We start from the raw sequence: 21380 nt of genomic DNA on the forward strand, positions 1-21380 counted from the left end.
AAATGTCAATTATTTTTCACTTTTCTAATTTTGATAACATTTACGTAATAATTTACTAAGAAACATAGAATTTTCTTTGCATATTATTGTTTATTAGTAAGCAGAAATATGATATTATCAAAGTATGTAATATATTGTAGAGGATGTGTTTAATATGTCGAAAAAGAGTAAGAATTCATTAAATTTAAGCAGCATAAGAGTGAGACTATTAAGTATTCTATTACTTTTATGTATCGTGCCCGTTTTAATACTTGGAATATTATCGTACAAGCAGTCTTATACCCTATTAAGCAATAAGCTTCAAGTTTCTGCAGATCAGAATCTTACACAAGTAAATAAAAGCATAGACAACTACTTCACAGGTATTGAAAATACAGCTGATATGATGTCTGTAAATGCTAATTTGAAAGATATAGAAGCTCATCCAGAGTATCTTTCTAATGAAATGGGATTGTTTGCAGATATAAAAAATAGCCATAAAGACTTTTTAAATGTATATTTTGGACATGCTACAAAGAAAATGGACATTTATCCTGCTCAACAATTACCAGCAGATTATGATCCTACAATAAGACCATGGTATCAAAAAGCAGTTGAAAACAAAGGTAAAGTTGTTTTTTCAGATCCATATAAAGATGCTTCAAGTGGAGCCTTTGTAGTCTCTGTTTCTAAAGCAGTTGAAAACAATGGACAAGTCATTGGTGTTGTATCTATTGATTTAAGTTTAGATACCCTTTCTAAACAGCTTTCAGACATAAAATTAGGAAATAGTGGATATGTGTACATAACTGATGCAGCTGGAAATGCTATCGCTCATCCAAAGGCAAGCGAATTAGGTGCTAATAATGTTACTAAATTAGATATATGGAAAGATGTTCAATCAAAAGATAAAGGTTTTGGAGCTTATACATATAATGGGGAAAAGAAATTCTCTAGTTATGCTACTAATTCAATAACTGGTTGGAAAGTTATTTCAGCAATGAATGAAACTGAACTAACTACTGATACTAATGGAATTCGTAATACAACACTTTATATTATCTTTGCTATAGCAGTTATTTCAATCATAGTTTCAATCTTAACTAGTAGATCAATTACTAAACATGTATTAAACTTAAAAGGAATTTTTGAAAAAGCCTCTGCTGGAGATCTTTCCTCAAGAATTAAGATAGATTCAAAGGATGAATTCTTAGAGTTAGGTGATAACTTCAATGAAATGTTAGATCAAATTACTAACATGATGGATAATGTTAAAAACTCAGCAATTTCATTAACAGAGACTGCAGTATCTATTAACGATAGTGCCAATGAAACTGCAAAGGCTATAAACGAAGTTAGCTTAACAATTGACCAAGTAGCTCAAGGTACAACTTCTCAGGCTAGAGATATCCAAGAAGGTGCTGAAGCTATTGATAATTTAGCACTAAGAATTGAAAATATTGAGCAGCTAGCAAATAAGATGAATACTATTTCCAATGAAACTAATTCACTTAGCCAAGATGGATTAAAGGTAGTTAATGTACTTACTTCGAAAACTGAGGAAGCAAATTCTTCAACTATATCAGTTTCTAATGTCATAGATGAGATGAATGAATCAACTGCACAAATTGGCTTAATCACTGATGCAATTAATAGTATAGCTGAGCAGACTAATCTATTAGCCCTTAATGCTGCTATTGAAGCTGCTAGAGCTGGTGAAGCTGGAAGAGGTTTCTCAGTAGTAGCTGAAGAAATTAGAAAACTTGCAGAAGAATCAACTAATGCAACTAATAAAATTCAACAATTAATAGGAAAAATTAAGGGAAGTACTGAACATGCAGTTACTTCAATGGAAACTACAAAAACTGTTGTAAGCGAACAGACTACTGCAGTAAATCAAACCAAAGAAATTTTCGGTAAGATACTTGAATCTATTAATGACCTAATGAATGGAATCAAAGAAACTCAGTCCTCAGTTAGAGATACAAATGTTCACAAAGATGATATAGTAAATAGAATCCAAAGTATTTCTGCTGTTGCCGAGGAAAATTCAGCAAGTACAGAAGAAGTTTCTGCTTCAACTGAAGAAATAACAGCCGTTATGAGTGAATTCACTTCTGCGTCTAACGAACTTAAGGAATTAGCTCAAAAACTTGAAGTAGAAATTAATCACTTTAAACTTAAATAATAAATAAAGAAGAGTATAAGTTACTTATACTCTTCTTTTCTTTTATGTATATAATATTATTTTCCTTGTGTATCCTTAATATCTCCGCTTCCGTCAATTCTAACATTTACTTGAACCTCTAAATCTGTCTTTGATATTGGATTTTCTATATTATGATTGGGATATTTCATGTTCAATTCTCTTTCAATATTCAAAATATCTATACCATTCATTTTAAATTTATTAAATAATTCGTTACACTTTTTTGCTATCTTCTCTTCAGCACTATCTTTTATCTCTTTCCTAATATTATCATCACTTAATCTTAAACTAATTTGCGCTTCATTAACAGATAGTCTTGTGTCTATAACTATATTTGCTTTAATTCTACCATCCTCTAAATATACTTTTCTTTTAGGCTTACTTGATAAAATATTTAGTGAAACAATCTTTTCTTTATGCTCTGGATTTCCGACAAATAAACCTCCTGATTTAAGCTTATTGTTTAAAAGGTTATATGCCTCGACTTGCTCATTATTAATTTTATCTAACATTTTTCCATCCACTAAAACTGCTGCACCATTAACTCCAATTCTAGTTTTTATAGATTTTTCGGTCCTTTCAACAATAGGTATAACATTTGTCCTACTTCCTATAAGCTTATTATTTAAATAATTATTAAGTCTTAAATCAATTATATTTGAAGCTTTATTTTGATATAGCATCATATTTTCAAGAAATTCCCCCAAATACTTTTCATCATCTAAAGAAATGTTAACGAAGTTTTCAGGATCTCCCTCATATATAAACATAAATTGTCTCAAGGTTGGTTTTGGATCTCTATCTGGAAAATCTGTAAAATTATCTAGGCCATATCTAGCAGCGCTCTCTGTGTAAATTAAAATTTTGTTTACATCATAAGCGATTTGATAACCTGCAGAAATATAGAGATCATTTAATGCATCATTTATACTTCTTCCTCTACCTTTTAAAATAACTTTTCTTTCCAAACCAGCCTTTTCTCCCTCTCCTCTTAACGCCTTAAAGCACTCATTATAAACTTTATACTCCTCCTCTTTCTCATCTATATCATATATCTGTAAACTAGAAAAAAGAAGCTTATTCATATCCCTGTAATTGTAACATCCATTTAAGTTCAAGGATATAACCATTAACATTATTAATATTATTTTTTTCATGATTTCTCCTCCCTAGGAAGAATATCTGATGATATATTCTTTAAATCTCCTCTGAAGATTACATCTTTATACTTAAGCCTCTTTAATGTTCCTAATGGATAAAGATATGGATATCCACAACTTGTTAAGCTAGCAAGATGAGAAATAAATACAGTTACTCCCATGTAAAATCCAGGCAACCCTAATAGTGAGGAAAAACCAATGATTACCAAATTCCACATAAAAACCCCTGCTTGCATACTAGGAATTAAATATGATGCTATTGCTGTAATGGCTACAACTACAACAGTAACTTGAGAAGCAAGCCCAGAGTTTACTGCAGCATCCCCTAAGATAAGTGCTCCAACTATACTCAAAGTTGGACCTATAGGCTGTGGCAATCTAACCCCTGCTTCCCTAATTATTTGAAAGAATACTATCATATATACAAGTTCCACTACAGTAGGAACTGGAACTCCAGCTCTAAATATTGCAATTCTAAATAGAAAAATCGTAGGTACCATCTTAAAATGATAAGTAATTAGTGAAAGATATAAGCCTGGAATTAACGTTGCGAGTAAAAAACTAAACCATCTTAATATCCTTCCCAAATTAGCTGAGAACTTATTAAGTGTATAATCGTCAGTTGTTTGAAAGTTTTCTATAAAAAAGTATGGTGCCGTAATTGCAAAACTAGTTCCATCAGTTAATATAGCTACTCTACCTTCCATAATTTTTGATGATACTATATCAGGTTTTTCAGTATATCCTATAGTATCAAATGCCGTTCCTTTGCATCTTAATTCTTCTTCAATATTATTTTCAGATAACACTGAGTTTTCTCCATAAGCTTCAATTATGTTATTTATTTTTCCTCGAACATAATTTATAAGATTATCTGGAGCTGAACCCTGTATATAAATCATAGCTATTTCAGTCTTTGAATATTTCCCAATTTTCATATTTTCTATTTTTAAATCTTGAGTCTTTATTCTTCTTCTTATGGCTGATATATTATCTTGTATATTCTCTGTGAAGCCTTCCCTTGGTCCCTTAATTACAGTTTCAGTAATAGGTATATCTATAGCCCTTTTTACGAAACCCTTTGCCTCACAATAAATTGCCTTATTTAAGTATGAAAATACTATCACCGCATGAGCTGATAAAATAAGATCTATGGCATGATCCAAAGAATTGATATCATTTACCGTAGTCGCAACTATAACTTCTTTTTTAATTTTCTCAATATCATTACATGCTAGAGTATGTCTCATCATTGGAGCAATTACATATTCACTTATAAATTTTGCATCGCAAAGACTATCCACATAAATTAATGTAATATTACCTTTGTCATTTCTTATTTCTCGATACTTAATATCATAAATGTTTGCCAATCTATTTTTTATGTCATTAACTTTTATATTATCCATATTTCATCACCAAGTTTATTTTCTTACTAGTGGTGTAATAATATTCATTATCTTGCAGATAATACTTTTGTAAATATTTCATAAACTACATACTTAAGGAGGCACCATATGGATAAATTCTCTCCTAGACACTTTCTATTTTTGATTCTAGGCGTATCCATAGTTTCATTAAAAACTTATCCATCAACCTATGTGAAAAATGGAGCAAGAGATAGCTGGATAGCAATAATAATATCCTCTATAATAATTTTCTTCTACTTTTTATACGTAATAGGAGTTTGGAGAAAAAATAACTCTTATAATATAAGAGAAATATACCAAACTGCGTTAGGTAAATATTTAGGTAATGTTTTTTTTATACTATTCTTACTAACTCTTTTTCTTACTTTGATTGAATGCGCTTCTGTGGAATCCGACTCAATGCATGAAAATATGCTTTTAGAAACCCCAAACTGGTTTCTTATTTTATTTTTTACCATTCCGTTACTCTATACAATTAATAAAGATATTGTAGCCATTGTAACAGTTACAATAATAGGTATTGTACTTATCTCACTGGCAGGTATTAACCTTGGAATGCTAACCTCTAAATATAAACATATATCATATTTATTTCCTGTCTTAGAACATGGAATAAATGGAGGTTTTATTATTTGCATTCTAAAAACCTTAGGTCTCTATGGTACTGTTTCCATAGCTTTACCTTACATTTCAAAAATTACTGATTCGAAAAATAAAATTATTAAGTATGTTATTATAGCCCTCCTAATATTAATACAAATGCAAATAATCTCTGTTTCTGGTATCATAATGACCTTTGGCCCTACTAGGGTCATGTCAATGAACTACACTAAACTACTACAAACTCAACTAATAAGCTACTTTCAATTTTTAGAGTTTGGTGAGCTTTACGTTATTTTTCAAATCATTGATGGTTGGTTACTAAAATATATAATTACTTTTTATGCACTATTATCTATACTAAAGCTATATAATCTCAAAGAAAAACATACTAAATATGCAAGTTATATTCTAACTATCTTTATTATAACTGGGGCTTACTTTACAACTAAAAATTCTCTTATTCTATTTAAGCTACTAAACTATTATGAGTATATTTGTTTGATTAACTTTGTATTAATCCCTTTTATTACATTCTTTTTGTTTAATTGGAGGATTAAGAAAAATCAACTGATTAGTAAATACTAAAAAAGATGCGCTTATTAATAAACGCATCTTTTTAGCTTATCAAGCATCTTTATTTAATTTGTGTGTTCCAAAAACTCTTAGTGCTACCCCTACTATTTCTGGGTTGAATTGCTTTCCAGACTCAAGTTTAATTATTTCCAATGCTTCCTCTGATGTTTTAGCATCACGATAAGATCTTTTTGATGTAATTGCATCATAAGAATCCGCTAATTGAATAATTTGGGCTGGAAATGGAATCTTATCTCCCTTTAACCCCTCTGGATAACCAAGTCCATCATACCTTTCATGATGATGATATGCATAATTTACAATCTTACTGAATCCACTAATTTTTTCTAAAACCTTTTTTGTGTATAGAGGATGTTCCTTAATAACTTCATATTCTTCTTCAGTAAGCTTTCCTTTTTTAATTAAAATTTCATTAGGTATACCAATCTTTCCTACATCATGTAAAATCGCTGCCGTACCTATATCTTTTATTAATTCTTCTGATAAATTTAATTCTCTTGCTAATGCTATACTATATTCTTTAACACGCTTTGCATGCCCTTCCGTATATATATCTTTAATTTCAATTGCAGATATTAATGCTGTAACTATTTCCTGATTCTTTTTAGCTTCATTCTCTCTATTAATTTTCTCAGCATAAAAGTTAGAAATTAACTGGGCATAAAACTTTAGGATTTTTTTTGACATCTTAGAAAATCCTGTTTTATTAAAATTATCTAGACATATTACTCCTAAATTCATTCCATTTACATGTATTGGTGCATACAAGCAAGTAAAATCCGTGTATGTTCCTAGTTCTTTAAAAATTTCAATAGTCTCATTACTATATCTACTATCATTTCGTTCTGAAATATGAACTTCATATGCATCTATTTCTGAAAAACTTGAACATTGATAGTCATTAAAAGCTTCATCAACACTAAGTTCTAAATTTTTTATTATACTATAATCATAGCCCTGTAAAAAAATAGGGATATATTTATCTCCATTTAATTCATAAAAAGATCCCTTTTCAGCTTCTGGTATAAGCTTAAAAGCCGCATTAAAAATTTTTTGTAAAAACTCTCTTTTATTTAACTTATGTGAATCAACTAATGAATCAACTATTAATGAAACCTTTTGATTAAAAAAGTTTCTTTGCTCACTATTCATGTATAGTACTTTTTTCATTCTTTTAATAGTAAATTTATTATTTTTCTCTAGCATCAGTAGAACCCCCAGTAAAGTATCTATTAACAATTATAGCATATAACTACTAATTGTGATGAAAAAAATGAATATCCTCAAGTACTACTCTTAGATATCCATCTACTAAACTATATTTTAAACTTTTGAACCATATTCTTGAGTATTTGTGATTGCTCTGCTTGAGACTGTGTAGATTTTGCAATACTATTTATTGAAAGGGTTATTTCTGCTACACTATTAGATATTTCCTGTGTTCCAGCAGATGATTCCTCAGCTGTTTGAGATACAATTTCTATAGCTTTACTTACTTGTTCTACTACTTCATTCATTTGTTTTGTAGATTGTGATATTTCTACTACCATATCATTAACAAATTCGGCATCCTTCTCATATTGTATTCCTGTGCTCATCAATAGCTCATAAATTGGTTTCACATTATTATCCATGTAATTAAGTACATCTTGTCCACTTTCTGATAAATTCCTCACAGCTATTCCTATTTTCTTAATTGTATTCTGGATTTCTGAAACTGTATCTGCTGATTGTTCAGCTAATCTTCTTACTTCATCAGCTACAACTGCAAATCCTTTCCCTTGCTCCCCCGCCCTTGCTGCTTCTATTGCTGCATTGAGAGCTAGTAAATTGGTTTGTTCTGCTATTTCTCCTATTGAATTAGCCATTTCTTTTACATCATCAACTACCTTAACCTCTTCAATGGCTTTAGTAATATTACTATGATTAATACTATAAATTCTATTTCCATCTTCAATACTTTTAGATGCCTTCTGCTTTATATTAAATGCCCTTTCTTTAATACTATTTACCGATATTTCTGCTTCTTTTGCTCTATTTGCTAGTAAATTGGTTGTTGAACTTATTTCTTCAGTAGAAGCTCCTACCTCTTCTGCTGTAGCACTCAAGTCTTGAACCCCTTTTGTTATTTCTTCTGTGGATATATTTACAATATCCATTTTTGTAGATACCTCTTCAGTAACAATTGATAATTTTTCACTATTTGAATTAATTTCACTTGAACTATTTATTATTTCTGAAACGAGATTCCTTATATTAAGGGAAGCATTATTCAACGCTTTTGCAACTCCCCCAATTTCATCATTTGTGTCATTTTTAATTTTTCCAGTTAGATTTCCCTCACCTATTAATTTTGCAAATTTTAAAAGTTCTCTCATATTTTTAGATATAAACATAGATATAATAATTCCAATTAAAATTGCAAATATAAGGCCTACTATTGTTATAGCGATCATAACTATTTTAGAAATAGAGAACACTTCATTATTTTGATTATATGAATTATCTGCTTGTACAGTATTCATTTCTATAATTTTATTAAAATTATCATATAAGCTAACTTTTGATTCTGTAACCTCAGAATAAGATTTATTTACTTCCTCACTATTATTTATAACAGAGTATTGCATTACTCTGCTTCCAGCATCTCTAAATTTCTTTAGATTATCTTTCATTTTATTGAATATATCTGATTGTTCCTTGGATAATAATTTTTCTTCATATTTTTTAATTAAATCATCATCGGATGCTCTTAACTGATAAATCTCTTTAGTTAACTTTTCTTTTTCATCTGTGCGCAAATTTTGATAAGTTAACTTTAGTAAATCTGAATCTATATCAGCGACATCTTGCTTTATTGTTGTCATTGCTTTTATGGACTCTAAATTATAATCATGCATCTCTACTGCATTTGAATTAATCTTAGACATATCCTGTAGTCCTATAAATCCTACAAGTCCAATGAAAAGAGCTATTAGTATATATGTTGGTATAAGCTTTTGGGATATTCTTAGGTTCTTAAACCAATTCATAATATCTGCCTCCTTAATTAAGCTAATGAAAAAACTTAAATGCTTATGTCTTAATAAGACGAATCTATACGTTTTCATGCACAATATAATCTTATCACAAACAAAAAGCCCCACAAATATGAAAAATTTGATATTTGTAGGACTTTTTTATCTATATACGATATTATTTAATTTTTAATTGGCAACAACCCATATTTTTCAATGCTTCCACCATCATTATAACATTTTCCGTCTTTATCAATATATATATTAGCATTTTTATTACTAGTACTTACAAACTTATAATACTTTTTGCCCTTATAATTAATTTCCTCCTCTAAATATGCTGCTCCCATTAGCTCTTCATTTGCTTTATCATTTAGTTTCTTTAATTCATCACTACTTATATCACTATACTTAGATTGTCCACTATTATTCGAATCCTGAGAATTTCCACTATTGTTTTTCTCATTCACACTCACTTCTTTTCCAGAAGGTGAATCCTTGAACACTTTTCCGGACTCATCTATATAAATTAATTTACTTGGATTATTTTTATCAGTATATTCAAAATAAACCATACCCTTTTCCGTAATTGCTTGGTTAAAATTTGCTTGAGAATTAAAATATGAATTAGCCATAGGAAGAAATTTTTCTAATTGTTTATCTGTAAGTTCCATAAATCTTTCATATGACTCTTTGTCTGATTTTTTTAATATAATCCCTCCGATATCTATCTTTTCATCATCTAATTTCTTAACACCAATTGAGTCCAAAGGATCATCTTCACTTATTTGTAATCTTATGCTTTTATTATTTTCTCTAATTAACTTCTTTACATTAAAGAATGTCTTTCCTCTATAGCCTGTTAAATACTCATAACTTTCCAATGTAAAATGAGCTGCAAAACTTGAGTTATTATCTCCTATCCAATATCCCTCTAGATCTGACATATCAAATACATTAGTAAATATTATCTCATCATTTAATAATATCTTATTATATTTCTTTGCATCCTTTATAACTAATTCTGGCTTTTTCCCGTTCTTTATTAGATATATTTCATTATCCTCAGTTATATAGCATAAATCACTTCCATTTATCTTAAAGGATTTAACATTATCAGCTATGCTTTTATTTCCAATATATAATTCTCTATTTTTAGATTTTATCATTGCAACTGAATCTAGGTAAACATCATAGCCTCCATATTCATCTATAAGTTCCCCTAATTCAGTTATTTCTTTATTATTCTTTACTGTACTCAACTTTCCATCTACTGACTTAGTAAGTATTGTATTTTTGTCAATTGCCTTTAAATATACTATATTATCCATTATCTTAATGGATTCTTTATCATCAAAACCTTTATAATATAGTGCCTTTATATCGTTAATGTAATAAACACCTTTTTTATCACTTGATATACAATCAAATGTCACTCTATCCGCTAATAATTCTGGTTTTTCATCGTACTTTTTTACATATAAATTTAATCTACTACTTTTCGCATCAACCGTATTATATATAAAATCCTTGTCTTTTATAAATTCATCTAAAAGTATATTAGTTGGTACATCCTCAAGTACATTTGGTTTTATGTCTTTTTCATTTAAGTCCACATAGTAAATGGTACTATTCATACTATAAATAAAAAAATTGCTTTCATAATTAAACTTACAGAAACTTGCTGCTTTCTCTGTTTTAAAAATTTCCTTATTATCTTTTAATACATGAAGTATTCTCTTATCATCATAATAATAAATTAAATCCTCTCCCTGCAAATAAAATGATGAAACCTTATCTTCTGACACTATTGCAGGCTTTTTATCTGCTTCTTTCACCATTAACAATCCATCTTTTGAAAGATAATAAATTGCTCCATCTCTGCTTTTTAAGTAATTAATATCTGCATTTGAATCTATATTTTCTTTTTCACCTTTTTCATCAATAAGATATAATTCTCCATTATAATTTATGCCTATATATTTTTTAAGTTTTTCATCATAAATTATTTGAGCACTTCCTTCATCTATTTTAGTTTCTTTATTTTCTTTATCCAATGTATATATCTCATTATTATTATTATTATTTTCTTTATATAAGTATAATTTACTTACAGTCTCTACCTTTTTATTCTTATACTTAAGAAAATAAATCAGTGTTAGGCATATTGCTATGGTTACAATAATAGCAACGCCAATTATTATATTCTTCTTAACATTGTTTCTCTCCACTTTACCCATTCTCCCTTTTATACATCTCTATATCATTATAACTTATTGTTATCCCTCTTTATATAAAAAGGAAAAGATTAAGAAATTAATTCTTAATCTTCCCCTTTTTAGACAGGACTTCCCAATGAAATCCTTACTTTTTTAATTCTTTTTTCTTTTACTTCCTCTATCTTAAAGATTATATCTTTGTGTTCAATAATATCTTGGTCACCCTCATTTGGTATATGTCCAATTATATTAATTAAAAGTCCACTTAATGTATCATAGTCATCTGAATCAGAATCTAACTCTAAATTAAGACTTTCATTAAGCTCATCAACAGGAACTAGTCCATTAACAATATAGGTATTGTTATCTATTTTCCTTATATCTGGTTCATCTTCATCATATTCGTCATCTATATTTCCCATAACTTCTTCAATTAAGTCTTCTATAGTAACTATTCCAGAAAAACCACCATATTCGTCTACAAGTATCGCCATATGTGTCTTAGTACTTTGAAGTTCTTTGAACAACTCATCTATATTTTTTCTTTCAAGAACAAAATATGCTGGATGCAATATCTTTCTTATATCTACATTCTCAAACCCAACTTTACGGGCTTCTATTATAAAATCTTTCATGTAGAGTATACCAATTATATTGTCACTGTCCCCTTCAAATACTGGAATTCTTGAATACTTCTCATCTAAAAGTTCATCAAGATATTCAATTAATGGTCTATCTATATTAATTAAGTATACTTCAGTTCTTGGAGTCATTACTTCTTCAGCTAATATATCATCAAACTCAAATATACTATCTATCATTTCTTTTTCAGTTTCATTAATTACTCCATGTTCTTGTCCAACTTCTACTAATGATTTGATTTCTTCCTTAGAAACCTTTTCCTCTAAATCATTACTATTCATTCCTGTAATTCTAAGCAATACATTTGTGGATACTGATAATAACTTTACAAATGGTACTGTTAATTTTGACACAAATAATATTGGTCTCACAGAGAACATTGCAATAGTTTCTGACTTTTTCAAAGCTACCCTCTTAGGATATAATTCTCCAAAAACAAGTGTAATGTATGAAAGTACTATTGTAACAAGCACTAATGCAATCTGTCTACTATAAGGAACATTAATAGCTGTTAATACATTTCCTAAATCTTCTGAAACACCCGTAGCTGCAGATGCACTTGAGAAAAATCCAGCAAGGGTAATTCCAACTTGTACTGTAGACAAAAATTTTGTAGGTTCATGCATAAGCCTTTCAAGCAATTGTGCTTTCTTATTTCCTTCTTCTGCAAGAAGTTTTATTTTGTTTTTATTCAAGGATACAATAGCCATCTCTGCTGATGAAAAAAAGGCATTCAAAAGAGTAAGTATTGCTATTAGTATCAATTGCGAAATTACGTTCGCAGGGTCAGGATCTGATTCCATTATCTTTCCTCCATGTTATAAAAATTTACCATTTTATCATAACATAAAACCACCAAGTTTTCAAATTATGATATATTACTCCTCTTCATTATTATTCCTAAATTTTTAAATTTATCAATATTTTAAGAAGGTTATGGTAAATTTTGTACCCTTTCCTCTTTGACTCATTACTTCAATATATCCATTATGTGATTCTATTATTGATTTACCTAATGCTAATCCTATTCCAACTGAATCACTATTTCTTGAAGTTTTCCCTTTATAAAATCTCTTAAATATATTAGGTAGATCTTCCCTCTCTATTCCTTCTCCATTATCTTCAATAATTACTTTTTTGTATATTGGATTCTCATAGACATCTATCCTTATTTCTCCCCCATTATCTGTATGTTCAATTCCGTTTTTAATTATATTTATAAATGCTTCTTGAAGCCATAACCTATCATGTTCAAACTTTACCTCTTCATCAGAATTAAAATAAATCCTAACTTCTCTTTCAAGTGCTTTACTTTGCAATACCTCAATAGCCTCTTCAATTGTCTCATTTAGACTTTGTTCTTCTTTTTCAAACTCGATTGCCTTAGCATCAAGTTTAGCTAACTTAAGTATACTTTGAATTAACCAATTCATCCTATTAAGCTGATTTTGATTATTTAATAAAAAAGTTTCTCTTTGTTCTTTGCTTAATTCTTTATTTAGCATGATATCATTATATACAATCATTGATGATAGTGGTGTTTTTAACTGATGTGATATATCTGATAGTAAATCCACTAAAAATTGTTTTTCTTTACTTAATTCATTTATATTATTTCTTATTATCTCTCTCATTGAATTAAAGGATAAAGCAAGCTTTGATAATGCCCCTTCCTTATGTTCACTTATTGGCAAATAATAATCTCCTTCTATTACTTTTTTAGCTCCAGTTATTAATGAGCTTATTTTCTTGTAAAATACCTTATATTGAAAAAAGTTAAAGATTAGTAGAACTAAACCCATAACTAAAAATTCTATTATTATAAAACTGTTCTCTAAAATACTGTTTTCATTTAAATAAGGAAATAAGTTATTTTCTAGTTCCGTATTTAACCCATATTGATTTAAAAATTTCTCTCCTCTAGATTCATCTTCCTTAGTAATTCCTTTAGTTACTAAAGGTACTAGCTCTTTTTCAAGTTCAGGATTCTTATCTATAGCTTTTTCTGTAACAGCACCTAAGGTTTTTATGTAGCTACTTTTCAATCCATTATAATAAAGCCTCTGTGTTATAACAGTAGCAAATAAAAAAATTGATATTATTAGAAAAAGAACTGCGGAGCTTATTTTTATTTCTGGATTAACAAACTCTTTTCTCATACTTTAACTCCTTACTTTAAAATCATTATCACTGACTAACCTCTTTATTCCACATATATCCTAACCCTCTTTGAGTAACTATATATTCTGGAATTTTAGAATCATCCTCAATTTTTTCTCTTATTCTCTTAATATATACAGACAATGTGTTTTCATCAAAAAAAACATCTTCTCCCTCAATAAGTTCCTTCAATATTTCATCCCTCTTTAATATTACCCCAGGCTTATATAGAAAAGTTAATAAAAGTTTATATTCTTGTGCAGTTAATGTAATCTCTTTTCCTAGTTTTTTTACTGATGCTGTAGATGTATCTATTTCTAAATCCCAACTTTTCAGCTTATTTCCCGTTGATAGGTTTTTTGAATTTCTTCTTAATAAAGCTTTTACTCTTGATAAAAGTTCCCTAACCCTAAATGGTTTAGTAATATAATCATCTCCACCAATTTCAAGCCCTAGAACTATATTCACTTCTTCATCTAATGCAGTTAAAAACATTATAGGAACATCATTTTTCTTTCTAATTTCTCTACATAAATCATATCCATTTCCATCTGGTAAATTAACATCTAAAATAATTAAATCTATTTCATTAGCTTCAAAACACTCATTGGCTTGTTTTATAGTGCAAGCCCTTAAGATCTCATATCCTTCATCTTTAAGTGTAAATTCAATTCCAATAGCTAAAGATTCATCATCTTCTACTAATAATAACTTAATCAATACCATCACCTCTTAAATTACTTATCCCATAGATTTATTATATAATTTTTCTCCGTATAATGGAAATAAAGCTTCCTTACACAATGGTACGGAAGCATTTCATCTCCTTATTCTTCTCTAATTACTTCAATTAAATTATCCTTTTTAATTCTTGCTAGTGGTGATAATACTGAAAGGTATCCAATTACTACTGCTCCAATTCCAGCAATAACTATCGCTTCCCAAGGAATAGACCAAGGGAATTCTCTTACTCCGCCTAGCCCTTTAAACATTAAATATGATAATCCTGACCCTATAACAGCTCCATATAATGTTCCCCAGAATGCATAAAGCAATCCTTCTAATATTATCATTTTCCTTAAGGCTCTTTGAGTTAATCCAATAGATTTCAATGTGGCAAATTCTCTTTTTCTCAAAATAATATTTGTAGTAAGAGTATTAACTATATTTACACTACTTATTAGTGAAACTACAATAATGAATCCATACACTAATATTTGAAGCATTAGCATTGTTGATTTGTCTCTTCTATTTTGGTCTATATTGTTTATTACATTTAAATTATTATTAATCTTAGTCTTCGCTTGTAAATCTGTAAGTTCAGCATTTTCATCTTTTACATCCTTAAGGGCTATGTTCAGTGAATTAATTGTAATATCACTTCCTGTTAATGCCTTAGCCACTTCTTTGGTTGTAATAAGCTTAAGTCCAGTTTGACTTCCATAATAATCAAAAGGTTCATTATTTAGAATTGCTAGTACTTTAACTTTTTTAACTTGCCCTTTTCCAAATTCCACTGGTTTATCTGAGTCTTGAAGTTGAAGTTCTATTTCATCTCCCACTTTAAGATTAGCTATTGGACCTTCATATTTCTTTTTAGTTTTCAAATTATCTATTGCATTTCTGTTAATTAATACTACTCCATTTTCTTTATTAAGTTTATCACTATCAATACTTCCTGAATCTAAATATTTTTTTGCTGTTCCAAAAGAATCATCATCATATACAGCTATAGTTGCTTCTAGAATTGTTTTTTCTGTTCCATGTACACTTGCGCTATTATATACTCCATTTATATTTTCTACTTCTTTTACCTTTTTATCATTATTAATGGCAGTCTCAAATGAATAAGTACTATAGGATTTATAAACTTTATCCACTAAATTGGAGTTTTTTATACTTTTCGCTAATTCATCAAAATCCAAAGAATTCTTCTTTGCATCGTCACCTTGACTATATACTGTAAAATGAATATCTCTAGATTCATTTGGAGAATTAGTGACATTTATAAGCATATCAACTAATGACTTAAAAGATACAAAAAGCACAACACTTATTAACACAGAGAAAACAGTTATTCTATATCTCTTTCTATTTCTTTTAATATTCTTAGCAGCCATAGCTCCTTCAAAGCCAAAAAGCATTTTAATAATTCTATTATTACTTCTTTTAATTTTGCCTTTTGTTATTGAAGTTCTACTGCTTATAGCTTCTAGTGGTGATATTCTTCCTGCAAAAACTGCTGGAATTAATGCTGATAAATATATAGATATTATTCCAACCACCGTGCTCAACCCTATTACAAATGGATCAATAACTAACTTAAGAGGCATTACAGAGTCCCCTCCAATTATATTAAACACCCACTTTATAACTGCCATTGCTATACATCCACATAATAATCCAAGGGGTACACCTATAATTGCCAGCATAGTAGCTTCCCTGAAAACAATATTTCTTACTTGCCTTGGTGTAGTTCCAACAGCTCTTAATAAGCCAAATTCTTTTATTCTCTCTACAACACTTATTTGGAATGAATTATATATAACAGCTATTGTTGAAACTACTACAATACCAATTATTACTGAAAGTGTTGCAAATAGCCCTTTTGACCCAGAATCTTGACCACCTGCCCCTTCTATCATTAATACAGGAGTATTTTCAACATAGTTTTCTTTTGTTGTCAGTTTTTCTAGTTCATCCAATCCTTTTCTTATGTTAGTTTTAGACCCAATTTCAACTAATAATACAGAACCTTTTTTAGAAATATTATTGTCTTTCGTTAATAGTATTGGTTTATTATCAAGCTGACTTTTTATGCTATTTTCTAATATTCCAGTAAGAATAAATTCCTTATTATTAATATTTATTTTGTCTCCAACTTTAGTTGTTTCTGAAAAATATTTAAGAGACCATTGCTCTAGAGCAATTTCATTATCCTTTACTGGCATATTTCCTTCTTTTATTTTGTAGGGAGTAAGTTCTAATGCATCGTCTGTAGCTGTTATTTCATTTGCCGTTAAACGGTCATTTACCTTTATATCTTTAACCAACTTATAGTAACCATACTTAGAAACCTTTGGGTTATTAATTACCTTAGAAAATAATTCTTCGTCAGTATTTTTAAACATAAGGTGAAATGAACCATAGTCATTTTTAGTTTGCTCTAATTGTGCAGATTGTAGCCCTTTCACAAAAAGACCAATTGATGATATTAAAGCTACTGATAATACTATTCCTATTATAGTTAAGATTGTTCTTTTTTTATTTGACTTAAGATACCTTCCGGTAATCTGTTTATAACTAGTTATCATTATTTTTTCACCTCTGTCCCCTAATTACTCTTTAAATGCTCATCAGAAATTATTTCACCATCTTGTATTGTTATAACTCTATCTGCCATAGAGGCAATATTTACATCATGAGTAATAAGTATTAGTGTTTGATTGTATTTTCTTGCAGTAAATTTTAAAAGCTCAATAACCTCTTTTGAATTCTTACTATCTAAATTTCCTGTTGGTTCATCTGCAAGTACAATAGATGGTTTATTAAGTAATGCTCTTCCTATTGATACTCTTTGTTGTTGTCCTCCTGAAAGTTCAGAAGGCAGATGTCTTATTCTTTCTTTTAATCCTAGTAATTCAACTATCTCATCTAAATATTTCTTATCAACTTTATCATTATCTAAAAGAGCTGGGAGTGATATATTCTCTTCCACATCAAGCACAGGTATTAGATTAAAGAATTGAAATATAAACCCTATTTTCCTTCTTCTAAATATTGCGAGGTTTTCTTCTTTGTAATCATATATACTCTCTCCATCAATAACAACTTTTCCACTAGTGGGTTTATCAAGCCCTCCTAGTAGGTGGAGAAGTGTACTTTTTCCCGAACCTGATGCTCCAACTATAGCTACAAATTCACCTTTGTTAATAGAAAGATTAACATTTCTTAAAGCTTCTACTTTGTTTTCACCTTTACCGTAAGTCTTATTTAAATTTTCAATTTTTACAACTTCCATTTTTATCTCTCCTTATATCCATCACTTTATGTTTTTATTATAGCTTGCATTAATACCATACTCTATGTCTATTAACTTACATAAAAAAGAGTTCTCTTACAATTCCGTAAGAAAACTCTCTGGCTAATAGTTTCAACTAATAATTTTACACTCTTATGAGAATACTTTACATTATATGCAAATTACATATTACAAACTTAACACTACTATGCTAACCTTTCATACAAGTTATTTAATTTTATAGAAAGAAGGATTATTTCAATGAAATTAAAAGTGAATATTACTAAACTTCTATTAATGACTTTTATTGTTTTAGCTTTTGGTATTATAGCATTTGTACTCTTTAAATATCCTGAAGCTGGAGTAGCTGATCAAGGTGACTTCGACAGAGTAATGAGTGTATCAGGATTGCAATTACCTTCAAAAGATTTTATGGATCCTAACTTTGAAAGATTTTATAAATACCCAGTAACAGATTATAAAATAGCTCCATTCACTATTCCTAGGATATTAATTACATTTACTTCAACAAGTATGTCTTATCTCATAAGTATAATAAGCTTTATTTGCAAGGCTTTTGGGAGTGATATTTTTAAAACACAATATTTAGCTATTGCTTATGGAATAATATATACACTATCAATCTACTTAATAATTAGATATTTAAATATCAAAAACAAACTCACTCTTTTTCTATTAGCAGCATTAAGCTTGTTTGTTTTGTTTGATGGAAATTATTTAGTGTGGTTCAACAGTCTTTATGGTGAACCTATGATGATTACTACCTTCACTTTATATATAGCCTCATGGATATACTATATATATCATAGATATGTATTAAAATCAGAAAAAAATATTTTTTCTACAATCATATTAATTTTTATTGCTTCGTTTTTGTTTTTAGGTTCAAAAATGCAAGTTATAGCAGCATTACCGGTTATTCTAGTAATGTTAATAAAGCTTTTATATGAAAATAAAAATTTATTAAGACCTTTCAAGAAAGTGATATGTTTTTTATTACTTTGTATTTTAATAATTTATCCTGTCCAAATTCAATTAAAACACAAAGAAATGAGTAAGGATACACAATATAATTCTGTATTCTATGGGATTCTCAAAGATTCTGAAAATCCAAGACAGGATTTAATAAATTTAGGTCTAAACCCAGATATGGCTTCTGAGGCAGGAAAACACTCATATTTAATTACCAGTGCCTATACAAAATATATTCCTCATACTTTAATTACTGAAGAAGACTTTTACAATAAAATATCTAGTGGAAAATTAATAAGGTTCTATATAACCCATCCATTAAGACTAGTTAAGGGAATGGAATATACTGCAAACAATGCATTTTCTACAGGAACAAAACTAGGCAAATATTCTAAAAGTTATAGCTCTACACCAATTAACTCTTTTAATAGATTTACATTATGGTCTTTTTTAAGGAACAATATGCTCCCTAAGAATTTAGTCTTTATTTCTTTGATATATATATTTGCCATTATCTCTTCTTTATTTATATATATAAAAAGAAAGCATTTGGAGGATTTAAAACATAAAATTCAATTATTCTGGTCAATTTTATTTATTGGAATACTTCAATTTCCAATGCCCTTTATCGGTAATGGGCAGGCTGATACCACAAAACAACTTTTTTTATTTAACTTTACCTTTGATATTGTATTAATTGTAATGATTACTTACATCTCACACTTTATATTTAATAATAAAAAGGTATATAAAAACAGGAGCAGTTCTTAGCTCCTGTCTTATATTTTATTTAAATTCCTTATATCTTTCGTTGATTTTTTGGAAATGCTTTTCTACTGGTATTGAAATTGGGTTACCAAAAGGCATCTCTGCTATAAGCTTCCAACTGTCAGGAAGCTTCCATTTCTCTTTTATAGCTCTATCTATAAAAGTATTATAATGCTGCAGGGATGCCCCTAACCCTTCTATTTCTAAAGATGTCCATATAATAAACTGTAACATACCATTGGATTGATGTGCCCATACTGGAAAATACTCTCTATAAGTAGAATAATCTTGCTCTAAGTATTCTATTATATTTAGGTCTTCAAAAAATAATATAGTTCCATATCCTTTCTTAAAAGCATTTATCTTTTCTATATTAGCTTTCAATCTATCTTTTTGAATATTTTTTATTATATGTTCCTTTGTTGCTTCCCAAAACTTTTCATGTTCCTCCCCAAGAAGTAAAGCTATTCTTGCACTTTGTGAATTGAAGGCAGTTGGAGTATACTTTAGAGATTCTTCTATTATTTCTCTAATTCTTTTTATTGGAACAGATATTTCGTTGCCCACTTCTATTATTGTTCTTCTTTCTTTCACTGCTGAATGGAACTCTTTTTCCATAAAAAAAATTCCTCCTTATGAAATAATTTATTTAACTATTATATGGATTCTTGAGAAATTTTAATCATTTAACATATCCACTCTTAGTGAATTCTCCTAAAGATGTTGTATACACAACGTGAGACCATTCTCCAACCTTATATAATAAAGTTGCTCTTTCACCTATTTCTAAAGACCCAATAACTTCTCCATTAGGTGTTTCGTGTGTATTTATTTCATTGGTGCCATTAGTCCAATTATAAGGATTATAATATTTAATTAATCTATTATTTGTAATATACCCTTTTCTAACCCCAGTTTGTGTAGGATACTCAATTTCAGCAAGTTGTTTTGAGTAGAATACATTTAATACAGTTATATTATCTCCATCATCTACTCTTCGTCCAGGTATTATAGTTCCATCCTTGTCTCTAACGTAAAACCAATCTCCTTGTATTCTTGCATTATTTGGATAAGTAAAATCTCCTTTTGTAACTTCTTGAACTGGAGCAGTTGCAATTGGTGCAATTACTTTCGAGTTTTTAATAACATCTAGTGGAAATTTATCTCCAGGGCAGCTAGTTGCATATAAATCCTTGTGTCCATATACTTGCAGGTTATTTCCATATCTGCTCTTAATATCTTCAATTAAAACTAACCCAGCATCTATCTGTTCCTGAGGTGGTACTTCTATCATATATGAACCTTCAAAACATATCCCTAAGCTATTATAATTAGCACTTGGACAATGTGCTCCTCTTTGATTTTCTTGCCTTCCTTTATATATAGTTCCATCTTTTCTTACAAAGTAATGATATCCTATACCTGCATATCCCCTTTGCAAATGCCATCTATGAATGTCTAATATAGTACATACTGAAGCCTCTGCATGATGTAATACTATTCTGCTTGGTTTATTTTCCCCATTGGGTAAATCGCCATTCCAACCTAATTTAAAATCAATTATTTTTATACTCATAATAAATCC

General features: G+C 29.0%; 15 protein-coding genes. 3 read left to right on the plus strand and 12 right to left on the minus strand.

Annotation, left to right across the window (positions count from 1 at the left end; all coding sequences use genetic code 11):
* Positions 1-154 precede the first annotated feature (154 nt).
* Positions 155-2167, plus strand: coding sequence for a methyl-accepting chemotaxis protein (locus tag PTZ02_RS11065; protein WP_274227841.1), 2013 nt, complete (start codon positions 155-157; stop codon positions 2165-2167).
* A 56-nt stretch (positions 2168-2223) separates the two neighbouring features.
* On the opposite strand, the gene PTZ02_RS11070 is transcribed toward PTZ02_RS11065, so the two are convergent.
* Both PTZ02_RS11070 and PTZ02_RS11075 read right to left on the minus strand, forming a co-directional pair.
* Positions 2224-3345, minus strand: coding sequence for a Ger(x)C family spore germination protein (locus tag PTZ02_RS11070; protein WP_274227842.1), 1122 nt, complete (start codon positions 3343-3345; stop codon positions 2224-2226).
* Complete coding sequence (locus PTZ02_RS11075) at positions 3342-4757, minus strand: spore germination protein (protein ID WP_274227843.1); 1416 nt, start codon at positions 4755-4757, stop codon at positions 3342-3344. Before PTZ02_RS11075 ends, PTZ02_RS11070 begins: the two co-directional genes overlap by 4 nt.
* A 108-nt stretch (positions 4758-4865) precedes the next feature.
* Here PTZ02_RS11075 and PTZ02_RS11080 point away from each other — a divergent pair, with 108 nt between their 5' ends.
* Entirely contained in the window at positions 4866-5966 is a 1101-nt protein-coding gene (locus tag PTZ02_RS11080) for an endospore germination permease (protein WP_274227844.1), read from the plus strand.
* A gap of 39 nt (positions 5967-6005) precedes the next feature.
* Here the strand turns inward: PTZ02_RS11080 and PTZ02_RS11085 are convergent, their stop codons facing one another.
* From PTZ02_RS11085 to PTZ02_RS11120, 8 genes are all read right to left on the minus strand, one after another.
* Entirely contained in the window at positions 6006-7181 is a 1176-nt protein-coding gene (locus PTZ02_RS11085; protein ID WP_274227845.1) for an HD-GYP domain-containing protein, read from the minus strand.
* Positions 7182-7291: 110 nt separating this feature from the next.
* Positions 7292-9007, minus strand: coding sequence for a methyl-accepting chemotaxis protein (locus PTZ02_RS11090; protein ID WP_274227846.1), 1716 nt, complete (start codon positions 9005-9007; stop codon positions 7292-7294).
* 167 nt (positions 9008-9174) lie between these two features.
* Positions 9175-11223 (minus strand): hypothetical protein, encoded by a 2049-nt coding sequence (locus tag PTZ02_RS11095; RefSeq protein ID WP_274227847.1) that lies wholly within the window; start codon positions 11221-11223, stop codon positions 9175-9177.
* Between the two features lie 107 nt (positions 11224-11330).
* Positions 11331-12656, minus strand: coding sequence for a hemolysin family protein (locus PTZ02_RS11100; protein ID WP_274227848.1), 1326 nt, complete (start codon positions 12654-12656; stop codon positions 11331-11333).
* Between the two features lie 114 nt (positions 12657-12770).
* Positions 12771-14012: a HAMP domain-containing sensor histidine kinase gene (locus PTZ02_RS11105; RefSeq protein WP_274227849.1), complete on the minus strand. Its 1242-nt coding sequence runs from the start codon at positions 14010-14012 to the stop codon at positions 12771-12773.
* A 28-nt stretch (positions 14013-14040) separates the two neighbouring features.
* On the minus strand, positions 14041-14733 hold the full coding sequence (locus PTZ02_RS11110) for a response regulator transcription factor (protein ID WP_274227850.1): 693 nt from the start codon (positions 14731-14733) through the stop codon (positions 14041-14043).
* A gap of 107 nt (positions 14734-14840) precedes the next feature.
* Entirely contained in the window at positions 14841-17327 is a 2487-nt protein-coding gene (locus PTZ02_RS11115) for an ABC transporter permease (protein WP_274227851.1), read from the minus strand.
* A 20-nt stretch (positions 17328-17347) separates the two neighbouring features.
* Positions 17348-18034 (minus strand): ABC transporter ATP-binding protein, encoded by a 687-nt coding sequence (locus tag PTZ02_RS11120; protein WP_202769535.1) that lies wholly within the window; start codon positions 18032-18034, stop codon positions 17348-17350.
* Between the two features lie 261 nt (positions 18035-18295).
* Here PTZ02_RS11120 and wsfD point away from each other — a divergent pair, with 261 nt between their 5' ends.
* Positions 18296-19798 carry a glycan biosynthesis hexose transferase WsfD gene (wsfD, locus tag PTZ02_RS11125; protein WP_274227852.1) on the plus strand — a complete coding sequence of 501 codons (1503 nt, stop codon included), beginning with the start codon at positions 18296-18298 and terminating at the stop codon, positions 19796-19798.
* Between the two features lie 15 nt (positions 19799-19813).
* Here the strand turns inward: wsfD and PTZ02_RS11130 are convergent, their stop codons facing one another.
* Both PTZ02_RS11130 and PTZ02_RS11135 read right to left on the minus strand, forming a co-directional pair.
* Complete coding sequence (locus tag PTZ02_RS11130) at positions 19814-20413, minus strand: nitroreductase family protein (protein ID WP_274227853.1); 600 nt, start codon at positions 20411-20413, stop codon at positions 19814-19816.
* Positions 20414-20477: 64 nt separating this feature from the next.
* Positions 20478-21371, minus strand: a complete 894-nt coding sequence (locus PTZ02_RS11135; protein WP_274227854.1) for a peptidoglycan recognition protein family protein — start codon at positions 21369-21371, stop codon at positions 20478-20480.
* Positions 21372-21380 lie beyond the last annotated feature (9 nt).

Source organism: Clostridium sp. 'White wine YQ' (assembly GCF_028728205.1).
Classification (GTDB): domain Bacteria; phylum Bacillota; class Clostridia; order Clostridiales; family Clostridiaceae; genus Clostridium_T.

Excerpts from the sequence above, each read along its gene's own strand:
- PTZ02_RS11100 (WP_274227848.1), bottom strand. The coding sequence starts at position 12,656 with ATGGAATCAGATCCTGACCCTGCGAACGTAATTTCGCAATTGATACTA.
- PTZ02_RS11065 (WP_274227841.1), top strand. The coding sequence starts at position 155 with ATGTCGAAAAAGAGTAAGAATTCATTAAATTTAAGCAGCATAAGAGTG.
- PTZ02_RS11105 (WP_274227849.1), bottom strand. The coding sequence starts at position 14,012 with ATGAGAAAAGAGTTTGTTAATCCAGAAATAAAAATAAGCTCCGCAGTT.
- PTZ02_RS11080 (WP_274227844.1), top strand. The coding sequence starts at position 4,866 with ATGGATAAATTCTCTCCTAGACACTTTCTATTTTTGATTCTAGGCGTA.
- PTZ02_RS11085 (WP_274227845.1), bottom strand. The coding sequence starts at position 7,181 with ATGCTAGAGAAAAATAATAAATTTACTATTAAAAGAATGAAAAAAGTA.
- PTZ02_RS11075 (WP_274227843.1), bottom strand. The coding sequence starts at position 4,757 with ATGGATAATATAAAAGTTAATGACATAAAAAATAGATTGGCAAACATT.
- PTZ02_RS11070 (WP_274227842.1), bottom strand. The coding sequence starts at position 3,345 with ATGAAAAAAATAATATTAATAATGTTAATGGTTATATCCTTGAACTTA.
- PTZ02_RS11130 (WP_274227853.1), bottom strand. The coding sequence starts at position 20,413 with ATGGAAAAAGAGTTCCATTCAGCAGTGAAAGAAAGAAGAACAATAATA.
- PTZ02_RS11090 (WP_274227846.1), bottom strand. The coding sequence starts at position 9,007 with ATGAATTGGTTTAAGAACCTAAGAATATCCCAAAAGCTTATACCAACA.
- PTZ02_RS11115 (WP_274227851.1), bottom strand. The coding sequence starts at position 17,327 with ATGATAACTAGTTATAAACAGATTACCGGAAGGTATCTTAAGTCAAAT.
- PTZ02_RS11120 (WP_202769535.1), bottom strand. The coding sequence starts at position 18,034 with ATGGAAGTTGTAAAAATTGAAAATTTAAATAAGACTTACGGTAAAGGT.
- PTZ02_RS11135 (WP_274227854.1), bottom strand. The coding sequence starts at position 21,371 with ATGAGTATAAAAATAATTGATTTTAAATTAGGTTGGAATGGCGATTTA.
- wsfD (WP_274227852.1), top strand. The coding sequence starts at position 18,296 with ATGAAATTAAAAGTGAATATTACTAAACTTCTATTAATGACTTTTATT.